We start from the raw sequence: 13677 nt of genomic DNA, 5'->3' as shown, positions 1-13677 counted from the left end.
AATGCATGAAGTAAAACTGGAAGTTAAGTTCGATGCCCCTGTTGAAGCCCTGTTCGAAGCCTGGTTTAAGCCTGAGCTTCTGCTGCAATGGTTTGCGCCGGGGGAAATGATCCTGACTCAGGCCATGTCCAGCTTCAGCGTGGGGGGAAAATACCGCATGGTGATGCAGGATCCCGAGTATCAGCAGTACTATGTCACCGGCGAGTATACGGAAATTGAAGAAAACCAGCGCCTGGCATTTACCTGGCAGATTGGGGATCAGGAACCGGTTAGTCAGGTAGCACTGACCTTTGAGCGGCTGAATGATTCGACATCTTCTATGACTCTGGTTCACAGTGAACTGGCGGACGTGGAAATGCAGGAGCATTATCAGGCACACTGGATTGCCAGCCTTGAGAAGCTTTCCTTATTGACGCTCTAGCTGAAAAATTATACCGCCTGGCTGCTATTAAGCACGAATTTCGGCATTGTGTCGCTTTGCCTGTAATCGTAGACCAGTGCGGTTTCCACATGGCTGACTTCATTACGGCAGGTGATGGTATTGAAGACAAAATCCCTCAAATGCTGGGTATCCACCACGGCAACGTGAATCAGCAGGTCATTATCACCGCCGAGGTGATACAGGCTTAACACTTCAGGTGCAGGTTGTACGGCCTGCATAAAACTCTCAAAGGTTTCCCGGTTATGGTTTGACAGGCGCACGGCTATCATAGCCTGAATATGGGCTCCCAGAGCATTCATATTCAGCTTCAGACTGCAGCCCTGGATCACGCCATCATTCTGCAGACGTTTTACGCGCTCAAGGCAGGAAGAGGGAGCCAGTCCTACTTCTCTGGCCAGATCCTTATTCGACAGTCTGGCGTCCCTGAACAGGTTTGCCAGTATTTGCAGATCGGTATTATCCAGCGCACGCATGGGGTATATCCTTTCCCGTTAGTTCATTGCCAACATGATGCGTCTGTTGGTATCCAGATAGCCTGTATATTCTTCGGCAATGGTGGCGAACTTTTCTCTTTCACTGCTGGCGATAGGCTCTGCTTTTGGCAGCTTCACAGTACGGGGATTACGATGCGTACCGTTGACCAGAAATTCGTAATGCAGATGAGGACCTGAAGCTAATCCGGTCGCACCCACGTAGCCAATCACCTGCCCTTGCTTTACGCTCTGGCCTTTTTTAACTGCACGCCTGGAAAAGTGCAGGTACTTGGTGGTGTATTTTTCACCATGCTGAATAAATACGTAATTGCCGTTGTAACGATTATAAGACGCTGCAACGACTTTACCGTCACCTGCGGCAATAACCGGTGTGCCGGTACTGGCCGCATAATCAATACCATTATGCGGACGTACACTCTTTAACACAGGGTGCAAGCGACGGGGATTGAAACTCGAACTGATATACTTGAAGCTTACAGGCGCGCGCAAAAAGCTTTTCCGCATGCTTCTGCCCTCAGGGGTGTAATAGTTACCATCATCATAACGTATGGCTTTGAAGGTTTCTCCGCGATTGCTGAATTCTGCAGCCAGGATTCTTCCTTTGCCAACAAATTCGCCGTCAACGTACTCTTCTTCGTAAACCAGGTTGAAACTGTCTCCGGCGCGAAGTTCAAGGGCGAAATCGATATCCCAGCCGAAAATGCCCGCAAGATTCATTATCTGTGCTTCACTGAGTCCTGCCGCAACACCAGAATGCCAGAAGCTACTGCTAATAATGCCGCTGGCATAACCCAGGCGGGTATCCACCTGACGTGCCTCGATACTGCTGGTGATTTCACTATCGTTTTTCTCTATATGCAGTGATTCGAAGGGTGAATAAGCATAATTCAGCGCCAGAAAATGACCATTTTCATCTTTGGCCAGTTGTAATTCGTCACCGGGCATCATTTTCAGCAGTCTTTTTGCTGCATCGCCGGCACGGCTGACCTGATATGTGTCTTGTGGAGTAAGGCCTGCACGATCAAAGATACGGGCCAGATTGTCACCACGTTTTACCCGGTACTTTTGCCAGTCAGGGCCTTCGTCATTAACGATGTCAGAACTGGTCTGCTCCAGTTCCAGTTCCAGAGGATAACGTTTGCCCGGCTCCAGCTCGGCGGTATGACGGGATGCGCTGGCTGGCTCGGAAGGAACAATGAACAGCACGACCGCGACAAGTGCTAATGATACTATCAACAGCTTATGGGGTTTTGGCAGTTGTTTTACAGTTTGTTTTACCACCTACAGCAACCTCTTCAGATAACGACGCACACAATAAATCTATCAGACAGAATAACAGAACAATAGTTCTGAATAATCATCTGATAGCAGAATATCTGCTTCTGTGCAGAATTTCTACTCATCAGCCGGTACTTAGGTATAACTATAAGGTTAATCTGCCCAGAAAACGGCAGAGGATATAAGGATCATAAATTGTGTGTCGGGGTGCGAGAGGTTAGAATGGTCGGCTTATTTAAAACGGGCAGTAAAGAGAAATACAGATGAATGACTGGCAAAGTGCACTGGCAGAAATCAAGCGGGGCGCGGAAGAAATCCTGATTGAAGAGGAACTGGCAGAAAAGCTCAAATCCGCCAGGCCATTGCGTATTAAAGCCGGGTTTGACCCGACTGCTCCGGACTTGCATTTAGGCCATACCGTACTGATCAATAAGCTGAGAGCTTTCCAGCAGCTTGGCCATGAAGTGATTTTCCTGATCGGTGACTTCACCGGGATGATTGGCGACCCAACCGGCAAAAACGTTACCCGCAAACCCCTTACCAATGAGGAAGTGTTGGCAAATGCGGAAACCTATAAGCAACAGGTTTTCAGGATCCTCGATCCGCAAAAGACTCAGATTCGCTTTAACTCTGAATGGATGAATGATGTGGGGGCGGCCGGCATGATAAAGCTGGCGGCCCGACAGACGGTAGCCAGAATGCTGGAACGGGATGATTTTAAAAAGCGCTATAGCAGTGGTCAGCCTATCGCCATCCATGAGTTCCTCTATCCACTGGTACAGGGCTGGGATTCTGTTGCCCTTAAGGCCGATGTGGAGCTGGGTGGCACAGACCAACGCTTTAACCTGTTAATGGGGCGTGAGCTGCAAAAAGATGAAGGGCAAACACCGCAGACCGTATTGATGATGCCACTGCTTGAAGGTCTGGATGGCGTGCAGAAAATGTCTAAGTCGCTGGGCAATTACATTGGCATCACCGATAGCCCTTCTGAGATGTTCGGCAAGATCATGTCGATATCCGATGAGCTGATGTGGCGTTACTATGATTTGCTCAGCTTCAGGCCGCTGGAAGACATTGCTGACCTCAGGCAACAGGTGGCGCAAGGGGCGAATCCAAGAGATATTAAAATCCAGCTCGCCAAGGAAATTATTGCCCGTTTTCATGATAATGACGCGGCCGAGGCGGCTCATGCGGACTTTACCCGGCGTTTTTCCAGGAACGCGATGCCCGATGAGATGCCAGAGTTTGATATTGCCATGCCTGAAGAGGGTATCGCTGTGGGTAACTTGCTCAAACAGGCTAGCCTGGTGGGTTCCACTTCAGAAGCGGTACGAATGATCAGACAAAATGCGGTAAAAATAGACGGCGAGAAAGTTACCGATACCAGGTTGGTGCTGACTGAGAAGGGGCAGGCCGTTTACCAGGTGGGCAAGCGTAAGTTCGCCCGCATCACACTGGGTTAATATCGTACAGCTCTAGCCTCCGCCCCGGCGGAGGTCATCTCCCTGAGGGATTGCGCGGCTGGGAACTGTTGCTGTGGAATCGTCTCGCGTATAAAGATAAATCAGTAACACTGAGTGGTAGTTACCATCGCCCGTTTCCTTTCAAAGGTTCCTCAATAGCCTGCATCATTACTGAGTACTGGCGTTTTTTTAAACGATCCGCGAATCATCGCAGTGAGTCGTGAGCGACGTTCAACAAATTCCGGGCTGCAAAAAGTACCTGAGATAACCAAAAACTCCTTGTGAAATTTATCTTCAGGGTGTATTTTTTTCCTGCTGTTCCCGTTTTGCAGTAGGGATAAACATACTAAACAAGGAGTTGGGAAATGTTTCGCTCGTCTCTGGTTAACTTCAAACCACTTTTTGTTTTATCTGGGATTTTATTGTCTGCTGGTGCTCTGGCTGACGATGAAGACGATGCGCTTGCTAAAGCGCAGGCTCAGATGAACGCCGAAGTCATGTCAAAACCTTTTCTCGCTGAGAGGCCCGAAGAGGTGGATAAATATATCGAAAGCATGCTTAAGCAGAATGTAAAACCCAAGGAGTATCAGGGCCAGTACTGGCGTCCTGGTTATACCTGCAGGGACTTACTTCGTTATAACTGGACCCAGTACAGGAACTGCCGGTACTACTATCGCTACCATGGGCACTATTACAGGTAGTGGACAACTTCTCTGTTAAAACAATAGTCATTAAGGTATTAAAATGAATAAATGGATGCACACCTTCAGAATTTTTATGGTTGGGGTTTTTATTTTGGGGGTGACGGGTTGTGCGGCAGTGCACACCTCAATCTCTAAGAAAGATCTGGATGTTCAGACTAAGCTGAGCACCTCTATCTTTGTTGACCCTGTACCTAAAGAAAAACGTAAGATTTATCTTGAGGTCAGAAGCGCGGTGATGGAGTTTGATCGCAATGCGTTTCGTACCGCGTTAAACAACCAGATTAGCCAGAGCGGCAACGGTTATACCTTTACTGAAGATCCTGATGAAGCCCAATACACCATGAGTGTATTCGTTCGTCAATTGGAAAAGGCTTCACCTTCTGCTGCGGAAAATGCGCTGCATAGTGGCTATCAGGGTGTGGCAATGGGAGCTGCAGCGTCTTATGCTACGGGCGGAAGTTATCGTGGTGCGGCGGCTGCCGGACTGGTTGGAGGTCTGGTATCGACCGCAGCCAACGCTTTTGTCAAAGATGTCACCTACCTGCTGGTAGCGGATATCCAGATTCAGGAGCGAGCCAAGAAAGGTGTTATTGTCAGAAAAGATTCCAAAGTAAATGCGAAAATCTCTGATGATGGTGCTACCACTACTACTTATTCCGAGGCGACAAATCTCAAGGAATATCGTACCCGCGTGGTGACAACAGCTAACAAGGCTAATCTTGAGCTGGAAGAAGCTCAGCCATTGATGTTCGATAAGACGGCTTACGCGATGGCGTCGTTCTTCTGATTTAATTCAGATTTAAAAAAACCGGTGCTCAACACACCGGTTTTTTTATGCACGATATTGCTGTCGACCCCCATCACGCTGGTCGGTTAACATTGTCTGCAAGACGCTCCCGGCATGTTGGTACACCTTCTTCGGGGCTATCCAAACCTGTCTTTTAACCTTCCGAAATGATAAAAGGCCCACAGTCCAACGCGACGAGCACGGGCTAGAGGAAACCGTGGCAGTGGCGATTGGAAGAACGGCAGGTCGGGTAACGTATTATCGCCGGCTACGCGCTGAGCAAGGCGTTTACCTGCCTGAGTAGAAAAAGAGACGCCTGAACCACAATAACCCATACTGTAAAACAAATTGCCGGCCTCGTCTGCCTGGCAAATACGCGGGTAATCATCCAGCGATACACTGACCCAGCCACTCCAGAAATGGGCTACCTGCAATTCTCTTAATTGAGGAAAGCTTTGTATTAGTGCGCCCAGCAGCCTCTGACGATAGCATGGGTGATTGGCATCTTTGCCGCGAATTGCACCGCGCCCACCAAACAGAATTCGATTATCAGGCAGTAAGCGGTAATAGTATTTCAGTGATCTGGTATCCATTACCATCAGACCAGCTTTAAGGCCACAGGCCTTAAGTTGTTGATCTGTGAGTGGCTCAGTGACGATCACGCTGGATAATACCGGAAAGTGGCGATTATCGACCCCTGGATGAAACTGACGCGGTGTGTAGCCGTTGGTAGCGATCACAACTTTATCGGCAGAAACTGTGCCTTCGGACGTGGTTAAAACCGTCTTGTCTTTATCTTTGTGCCATTGCGTTACCGGTGAATGTGAGTAAAGTTGGGCGCCCTGCTCACAGGCTAATTGTGCATAGCCCCGGGCCAGTTTCAGCGGTTGTATGCCAAAACAATAGGGGAATAACAGCGCACCATGGGCCTCTTCACTATTCAGGTATTGCTGCTGTAGCGTTTTCGCATCAATAAAGCGTACCGGATCCTGAAATTGCTGTTGCAATAGCCCGGCCTGTTGTTGCAGACCACTTACCAGCGAGGCTTTGTGGGCAACCTTCAGGTAACCACCGGTTTGCTTGTCACAAGCAATTTTTCCTTGTTCAATGAGGTCTGTGACGGTATCAATACCCTGGCGGTACTCGGCATAGAGTCTGTTTGCGGTATGTGCTCCCCACTGGCTCTGAATCTGCGTCCAGGAGAGTCGTCCGGTGCCATTAAGAACAAAACCAGCATTGCGGCCACTGCAGCCCCAGCCAATTTGATTTGCTTCTAGAACCACGGCGGGTATCTGGTAGTTTTTCGCCAGATGCCAGGCACAGGATAAGCCGGTATAACCCGCACCTATTATCGCTACCGGGGTGTCAATATGCCCGATAAGAGGGTTGGGCGTTGGCGTTTGTACATTTTTGGCCCAGTAGCTCTCGGGATAAGGCTCACCTATACCCGGCGAGGACGTGGTCAGGGGATCGTACATCGCGGCTGTCAGTCAAAACGCAGTAACATTTCTGCGGCGACACAGTCACATCCGCTATCACAAACCGGGCAGTTGTAACCGTCGTTGATCACATTCTCAAGCCATTTGCCCGGATGTTCTTTGACGAGTTCGCCACCGCATTTGCTGAAGTATTTATATGCACTGTTACCGGGACTGGACATCCATATATGCGCCAGTCCGCCGCGGGCGCTTTGCCTGGCGGCGCTTTGAACAGACTGACTAAGCATTTTTGAACCGATGCCGTAGGCACGGTATTCAGCATCCACTGTATTACATTTAAAGTAACATACGTCATTCTCCGGGAGCCGCCACAACGTGGGTGAACACCATTTGTCCGGCTGCCAGTTGCCTGCGGCCAGGGTCAGGCGAAATCCCACCAGTTTTTCACCGTCCAGTGCCACCCAACTGGCGTTGATCTGGTTGTCAAAGCCAGCCTCCCAGTACGCTTCAAGAGAAGATTGGTCCATATAATTGTCGCCGTGCACAGTATTGGCGAGAAGAAGAAGGCGCTCAAAATGCTCGGGTTGCAATTCCCGATAATCAATAGGTTTCATATGCTGTCTTTTATTTCGTTTTTCTGACCTGAATATTGACGCTGTCCAGATGCACATCCAGTGCTTCCACTGATATGCGGATTTCCAGTACAGACAGCCACAACGACCATAACAATAACACCAGACTGGCAGCGAATATCCAACTGCCAACACTCTGGTACTGGAGGTAGATAGCCAGCATAGACAATACACAAAGGAAAAAGCTTGCCGCTCCGCCTTCCTGCATGCGTTTAATCAATTGAATACGTTTACGCAGGTTAGTGACCTGTTTATGAGTGCTGTCGCTGTCATCTTCAAAATTTCGGATAATCGAGGCCAGAGTGACAAATCTGTTGGTATAAGCCAGTAACAGCAAGGAAATGGCCGGGAATAACATGGCGGGCGTAGTAAGCGTTATATCCATTGGCTTAAGAGGTACGTGACGGGGTAGATTCGAGCAGTTCCAGTACGGCCGCTCTGGCGTCCGGCATTGACGCGTAAATACGCGCTTCAATAGGGCTCTCAATACCGCATTGATGACGGATTTTGGCCAGTTGGGCTATACCCATGGCCGTGTTAATACAATAAGCATCACCCACGCAGCCAGACTTTAAAGCGCCCTCATAAGCCTGCTTTAAGTACTCAGCGGCTTGTGGAATTGAAGCCTGATAGTTCGTGCAATCGGCTACATAGGCCCAGGGCTGCGGCGCAATCTGGTCGGCAATGCTGAGTAAATCTTTCTTATAATGCAGGGCCAGGCCTGAGCCCAAAGCACCAACGAACCTGGCCTCTACCACTTTGCAGTCCTGATGATCATGGCACTGTAACTGATAGCTGCCGTATTTATCTTTTCTGCTGACGGAATCAGTCATGGGCGATGTCGAATCCTTTTTCCCGCCAGGCTGGCATATCACCTTGCATAAGAAACAGATTGTTATAGCCCATCTTTTTCAATTCTGAGGCAGCTAATCCTGCTCTACGGCCACTGCGACAATACAGTACTACTGGTTGTTCAGTATCTGCCGGCAATAGTCCTGCGTGATTGGCGATATCATGGTGAGGAATATTCAATGCACCGGGAACATGGCCATTGTTGTATTCCTCAAGGCTGCGTACATCAATAATGCGAAAGTCCTGGTTGCTCTGCTTCACCTGCTCGGGGCTCACTAACTCCGTAGATTGTGCCATACACAAGGGTGTTGCCAGAATTAGCAGAGAAAACAGGATGACTTTCATAGGAAATAGCCAGATATTGAGCTTCATGCTTTGATGTTACGTCTACTGTGCTGTTGAGTAAATAGATAGCATAAAAAGACCGCCTCAAAGGGCGGTCTTAAAACGCTTTGGCATGAAAAACAGATCAATACCTGTAGCTGTCGTCCTTAAATGGACCCTCGACGGGCACGTGAATATAATCCGCTTGCCGGGCTGTCATTTTTGTCACTACGCCACCGAATCCCTGCACCATATAACGGGCGACTTCTTCATCCAGTTGTTTAGGCAACACTTCAACCCGCATTGCATCGGCCTGATCAGCAACACTCATACTGGCAAATCCCTGTTGAAACAGATGAAGCTGTGCCATGACCTGATTGGCAAAAGAGCCATCCATAATTCGCGATGGATGACCTGTGGCATTGCCCAGGTTGACCAGACGGCCCTCCGACAATAACAGTAAGTTGTCATGGGGATCGTCGCTGCGCAGGATCTTGTGTACCTGAGGCTTTATTTCGTCCCATTGCCAGTTCTTGCGCATAAACGCGGTGTCTATTTCGTTGTCGAAATGGCCGATATTACAAACCACTGCCCCAGCCTTAAGGCTTTGTAGCATGGCTGCATCACAGACATCCACGTTTCCTGTGGTAGTGACCAGCAGGTCGGTGCTTTGTAAAAGAGGTTTATTAATATCTTCGATTTTTCCTGTATTGACGCCATCATTGTACGGAGATGCCACCTCGAAGCCGTCCATGCAGGCCTGCATAGCACAGATGGGGTCGATTTCGCTGATCCTGACAATCATACCTTCCTGGCGCAATGACAGGGCAGAGCCTTTGCCTACATCCCCATAACCTATGACAAGCGCCTTTTTACCGGCCAGGAGGTGGTCGGTGGCGCGCTTGATGGCGTCATTGAGGCTGTGACGACAACCGTATTTGTTGTCATTTTTAGACTTGGTTACGGCATCATTAACGTTGATAGCCGGTACTTTAAGCGTTCCGGCCTTAAGCATTTCCTGCAGGCGATGCACGCCTGTGGTTGTTTCTTCGGTAATGCCGTGAACATTTTCCAGCACTTGCGGATACTTTTGATGCAGCATGGCCGTCAGATCGCCGCCATCATCCAACACCATGTTGGCGTTCCAGGGCTGGCCGTCTTTGACAATGGTTTGTTCCAGGCACCAGTCGTACTCTTCTTCGGTTTCGCCTTTCCAGGCAAACACCGGCACACCAGCGGCAACCATGGCGGCGGCAGCATGATCCTGAGTAGAGAAAATATTGCAGGAAGACCAGCGTACTTCTGCACCTAATGCCAGCAGCGTTTCAATAAGCACACCTGTCTGGATAGTCATATGAATACAACCAAGAATCCGGGCTCCTGCGAGTGGTTTATTGGCACTGTACTTTTCACGAATGGCCATCAGTGCGGGCATCTCGCTCTCGGCAATGGTGAGCTCTTTACGCCCCCATTCTGCCAGTGATAAATCCGCTACTTTATAGTCACCACTTTTTACTGTCATATTGTCGTATTGCATAGTGATCCTCTATTGATTGAATTCGTCCAGAATATCCTGTTGTAATTCGAAAGGCAGTCTGGGCCCAAAACTGGCAACACATTCAGATGCAGCCCGGCTGGCGAGATCACCGGCCTGCTGCAGGCTCAGTCCCTGCGTAATGCCGTGCAAAAATGCGCCGGCAAAGGTATCCCCCGCTCCTGTAGCATCAACCGCTTTGACCTTGCAGGGTTCAACCGGCAGGTAGTTTTCCGCACCGTTATAAATACGTGCTCCATGTTTACCATGGGTGACCACAATCAGATCAGCCACTTGTTTAAGTTTTTCGATACCGGTATCAAGATCCTGATTGTCTGAATAATCGATCACCTCGTCTTTATTGCAAAACAGCAGGTCGATTCCATCATCGCCAATCACTTTCTCCAGATTCTCCCGTGCATATTTCACTACCGCCGGATCTGAAAACGTCAGGGCCACTTTGACGCCGGCTTTACGCGCAGCGCGTTTGGCTTCGAGTATGGCTTCTACCGCGGTGTCTGAGTAAACCAGGTGGCCTTCAATATACAGATATTTCGCTTTTTTCAGTGGTTGCTGATGGAGTTCGGCGACAGAAAAGTCAGTGGTTACCCCAAGGAAGGTACACATCGTGCGCTCAGTATCCGGAGTGATCATCACCACACAGCGGCCTGTATCGCCTTTAGTGGCTTGTTCCTTAAGGCGGCTATCCACGCCAGCCGCTGCCAGATCCTGACGATAAAACTGACCAAGCTCATCGTCACCCACTTTACAACAACAAAATACCTTGCTGCCAAACTGAGCCGCAGTCACCATTGAATTGACCGCAGATCCGCCTCCGGCACGTTTTCTCAGATCGCAGTGCTGATAGAGGTTTTCCAGTAATTTTAACTGCTCGTCTCTGTCTACCAGGGTCATCACACCCTTCTCAATGCCCTGCTCGGCGAGAAACGCTTCGCTAACGAGAAACTCTTTATCAACCAGGGCATTGCCCAGCGCTACTACATCATATTCCGACATTAATTTTGCTATCTGTGTTAAAAATTCAAAGGGCAGATTGTACACGACAAAGCCTTGCTCTGGCTATGTGTGCGGTTTTCCCCAATTGATAGACACCGATAAACCTGTTTAGTGGGTCATCTTAATCCGTGGAGTTTTTGGCAAAGGGTCTTCACACCGTTACTCAGGCGCAGGGAGAATCGATGAAGTTTATCCGGATTGATCCTGACAATATGCTCGCCATCCATCTTAAGTAAACTATGCCATGGCTGCCAGAATTGCTGAATTGACCCCTCATCCTGATGTTGCGCCGCGACAATGGCCTGAGGCTGGCGTCTGATGACTTCTTCCATGGTCACTTCAGGGTAATCATTAATAGCATCAGAGAAAACATTGTTGCTGTTGCACAGGCTGAGCAGTTTATTGGCCCAGGCCCCGGATCCGATACTCATCAATGGCTTGGGATGCATATAGTAAAAGACCCGGATAGGTGGTGTGTGAGCATAGCGCGCAGCAATCTGCTTCAGTGACTGACGATAGGTCTGGGCCAGATCTTTTGCCAGAGCACCTTTTCCAAGCAAGTCGCCGAGCGTTTCTACTTCATCGGCGATATCTTCAGGTCGCCCCGGACTGGACACAAATACGTTGTATCCCAGAGTGCGTATTTTGCGGATGTCCTGAGGTTTGTTGCCACCTTCCCATACCAGCACCAGATCTGGCTCAAGTCTCACCAGTGCTTCGAAATTGACGCCCTGATAGCTTGCGATACGCGGTAAAGCTTGCGCGGCTTCAGGGTAATCACTGTAATCACTGACCGCCAGCAGACGCTCGCCGGCCTCAAGTGAGTAAACAAGCTCGGTGGTATGGGGAGCAAGGCTGACAATACGTTGGGGGGTTGCTGCACACAGAGGGTGCATAAGCAGGCTTAGCAGACATATCACCAGGCGTTTCATCGACCTGCCCCGAGCGCAAATAGTCCGGCATATAACAGTGAAACCAGGCATAGCAGAATAGCAGTGCACTTATGCGTAGCGAGTATTGCCCGACGAATATCCTTAATCTGTGGCAACCGGCTCCCGCCACACTTCTGAGTGCGCCGTTTCTGTCCGTCATAATAGGCCGGTCCGCCCAGCTGCAAGTTTAACGCGCCACCAGCCAGGGCCAGAATGCGGGTGTGAAAACAGCTTCCTTTGTTCAGCTGTTTTCGCCCGGTTATTGCGCCGGAGATATTTTCAGCCAGCATGAATGCGAACAATGCCAGGTATACCGGTAGGGCTTGCAGTGCCACCACAACCATCCCGACGGGCTGACCGAAATAGCGAAACCGGGGTTGACGGGTGTTCCAGGCCTGACTGAATTCATAGAGGATTCTGTAGGTGAGTGCCGCTAATCCGCCACCGACAAAAAACCAGAATAGTGGTGTGCAGAACTGATAGAAAAACCTCAATACTGTGGTTTCGGTCAGCGCTTTGCTTAGCCCCATTGGTGAAAGGCTGTCGGTCTGGCGGAGTAACAACCGCGCACTGAGATCGCGGGCCAGGGCTTTTTTATTATTCTTTAACGCCATTTCTGCACGGTGCAGATTTTGCAGCACCGGCTTGTAATAGATAGCCATTAACAGCAAGACGGCATCAAAAAACAGCGGAAATTCGGCCAGGTTAATAAACAGACCGATACTGATGAGAATGGGGGCCAGCAGCACCAGTGGCGCAAGGGTGCCGGAAATTCTCTGCTGATCGATTGCGTCTGTATCACGGCGATTTACCTTGTCGGCCATACGACTGGCCAGCAGGCGGAAAAAGCTAAGTGGGTGATAGGCAACCGGCCAAAGCCACAAACGCTCAATAAGAATAACCAGCAGTACTAACCATACAGGCTGTAACAAGGGCTCAAGAAACAGATTGCTTATCATCTGGCCAGCGTTTTAATCATGTCCATTACCAGGCTGGCCGAGTTTTTGGCCGCCTTGTCGAGATATTGTCCGAAGGACACCGAAGAGGTTTTACCGGCAATATCCGATAATGAGCGGATCACCAGAAAAGGCGTTGCCAGCATATAGGCAGTCTGGCCGATGGCTGCCCCTTCCATTTCCACAGCACACATATCGGGGATCAGGTTGCGCAGTCTGCCAGCGGCTTCATCACAGCCGATAAAGGAATCGCCGGTACAAATCAGCCCTTTTTTACAATTCAGGTGCAGCACATCTTTGGCGGCATGCTCAGCTGCCGCAATCAACGTCGGGTCACAGGCATAGCGGGCGGGCATGCCATACACCTGACCCAGTTCATAACCAAAGTGAGTGACATCCACATCATGATGTTGCACGTGAGAGGCAATCACCACATCACCAATATCCAGACTGGTGTCGAAGCCACCGGCCGAGCCCGTATTCACCACATAATTGGGCGCGAAGCGGTCGATCATAATAGTAGTGGCGATGGAGGCGGCTACTTTGCCAATGCCGCATTTGACGACAATGACTTCCACCCCGTGCAAGGTGCCATCATAGAAATCAAGATGACCATAACGGGAGTGGGTGACGTTTTTCAGGGTTTGTTTAAGCAGTGCCACTTCCTGATCCATGGCACCCAGAATTGCGATTTTCATTACTGCGCAGCTCTAACAGGGCGAATAGGAGTAGTTTACTGATAGCTGCAGGACAGGCCAACTACTAATATCAGTGCAGCTTATTCCTGCTTTTGTTTAGCTTGTCATTATCAATGGTGAAAAAA

General features: G+C 49.7%; 16 protein-coding genes. 4 read left to right on the top strand and 12 right to left on the bottom strand.

All coding sequences use genetic code 11. From position 1 onward, the window contains the following. Nucleotide 1: 1 nt before the first annotated feature. Entirely contained in the window at nt 2-421 is a 420-nt protein-coding gene (locus tag CDA54_RS08240; RefSeq protein WP_099034525.1) for an SRPBCC family protein, read from the top strand. A gap of 8 nt (nt 422-429) precedes the next feature. On the opposite strand, the gene CDA54_RS08235 is transcribed toward CDA54_RS08240, so the two are convergent. Next, on the bottom strand, nt 430-915 hold the full coding sequence (locus CDA54_RS08235; protein WP_099034524.1) for an Lrp/AsnC family transcriptional regulator: 486 nt from the start codon (nt 913-915) through the stop codon (nt 430-432). 18 nt (nt 916-933) lie between these two features. Continuing rightward, entirely contained in the window at nt 934-2217 is a 1284-nt protein-coding gene (locus CDA54_RS08230; protein WP_099034523.1) for a peptidoglycan DD-metalloendopeptidase family protein, read from the bottom strand. A 260-nt stretch (nt 2218-2477) separates the two neighbouring features. On the opposite strand from CDA54_RS08230, the gene tyrS reads away from it, so the two are divergent. The 3 genes from tyrS (at nt 2478) to CDA54_RS08215 (ending at nt 5168) form a co-directional block, all read left to right on the top strand. Next, nucleotides 2478-3677: a tyrosine--tRNA ligase gene (tyrS, locus tag CDA54_RS08225; protein WP_099034522.1), complete on the top strand. Its 1200-nt coding sequence runs from the start codon at nt 2478-2480 to the stop codon at nt 3675-3677. Between the two features lie 365 nt (nt 3678-4042). Next, a complete protein-coding gene (locus CDA54_RS08220) occupies nt 4043-4378 on the top strand; it encodes a hypothetical protein (RefSeq protein WP_229748028.1) in 336 nt (111 codons plus the stop codon). A gap of 43 nt (nt 4379-4421) precedes the next feature. Next, nucleotides 4422-5168 (top strand): complement resistance protein TraT, encoded by a 747-nt coding sequence (locus tag CDA54_RS08215; RefSeq protein WP_099034521.1) that lies wholly within the window; start codon nt 4422-4424, stop codon nt 5166-5168. Nucleotides 5169-5305: 137 nt separating this feature from the next. On the opposite strand, the gene CDA54_RS08210 is transcribed toward CDA54_RS08215, so the two are convergent. From CDA54_RS08210 to CDA54_RS08165, 10 genes are all read right to left on the bottom strand, one after another. Then, on the bottom strand, nt 5306-6646 hold the full coding sequence (locus CDA54_RS08210; RefSeq protein ID WP_099034520.1) for an NAD(P)/FAD-dependent oxidoreductase: 1341 nt from the start codon (nt 6644-6646) through the stop codon (nt 5306-5308). Nucleotides 6647-6654: 8 nt separating this feature from the next. Further along, the gene (locus CDA54_RS08205) at nt 6655-7221 is read right to left on the bottom strand and encodes a GNAT family N-acetyltransferase (RefSeq protein ID WP_099034519.1); all 567 of its coding nucleotides are present in this window, start codon (nt 7219-7221) and stop codon (nt 6655-6657) included. A gap of 10 nt (nt 7222-7231) precedes the next feature. Then, nucleotides 7232-7624 (bottom strand): DUF2721 domain-containing protein, encoded by a 393-nt coding sequence (locus CDA54_RS08200; RefSeq protein WP_099034518.1) that lies wholly within the window; start codon nt 7622-7624, stop codon nt 7232-7234. Between the two features lie 4 nt (nt 7625-7628). Next, nucleotides 7629-8072, bottom strand: coding sequence for a hypothetical protein (locus tag CDA54_RS08195; protein WP_099034517.1), 444 nt, complete (start codon nt 8070-8072; stop codon nt 7629-7631). Then, nucleotides 8065-8436 carry a rhodanese-like domain-containing protein gene (locus CDA54_RS08190; protein ID WP_180237161.1) on the bottom strand — a complete coding sequence of 124 codons (372 nt, stop codon included), beginning with the start codon at nt 8434-8436 and terminating at the stop codon, nt 8065-8067. Before CDA54_RS08190 ends, CDA54_RS08195 begins: the two co-directional genes overlap by 8 nt. A gap of 124 nt (nt 8437-8560) precedes the next feature. Next, nucleotides 8561-9952, bottom strand: a complete 1392-nt coding sequence (gene ahcY / locus CDA54_RS08185) for an adenosylhomocysteinase (RefSeq protein ID WP_244903104.1) — start codon at nt 9950-9952, stop codon at nt 8561-8563. Between the two features lie 9 nt (nt 9953-9961). After that, the gene (locus CDA54_RS08180) at nt 9962-10966 is read right to left on the bottom strand and encodes an adenosine kinase (protein WP_099034661.1); all 1005 of its coding nucleotides are present in this window, start codon (nt 10964-10966) and stop codon (nt 9962-9964) included. Between the two features lie 116 nt (nt 10967-11082). Continuing rightward, the gene (locus CDA54_RS08175) at nt 11083-11898 is read right to left on the bottom strand and encodes a cobalamin-binding protein (RefSeq protein ID WP_180237159.1); all 816 of its coding nucleotides are present in this window, start codon (nt 11896-11898) and stop codon (nt 11083-11085) included. Continuing rightward, nucleotides 11895-12857 carry a cobalamin biosynthesis protein CobD/CbiB gene (locus CDA54_RS08170; protein WP_099034514.1) on the bottom strand — a complete coding sequence of 321 codons (963 nt, stop codon included), beginning with the start codon at nt 12855-12857 and terminating at the stop codon, nt 11895-11897. The genes CDA54_RS08175 and CDA54_RS08170 overlap by 4 nt, the downstream gene beginning before the upstream one ends. After that, nucleotides 12854-13552, bottom strand: a complete 699-nt coding sequence (locus CDA54_RS08165; protein ID WP_099034513.1) for a 5'-methylthioadenosine/adenosylhomocysteine nucleosidase — start codon at nt 13550-13552, stop codon at nt 12854-12856. The genes CDA54_RS08170 and CDA54_RS08165 overlap by 4 nt, the downstream gene beginning before the upstream one ends. Nucleotides 13553-13677: the final 125 nt, after the last annotated feature.

The sequence above is a fragment of the Lacimicrobium alkaliphilum genome (assembly GCF_002591895.1).
Lineage (GTDB): Bacteria > Pseudomonadota > Gammaproteobacteria > Enterobacterales > Alteromonadaceae > Lacimicrobium > Lacimicrobium alkaliphilum.
The sequence above is the reverse complement of the archived record's forward strand: the minus strand, read 5'-3'. Positions and strand labels throughout refer to the sequence as shown.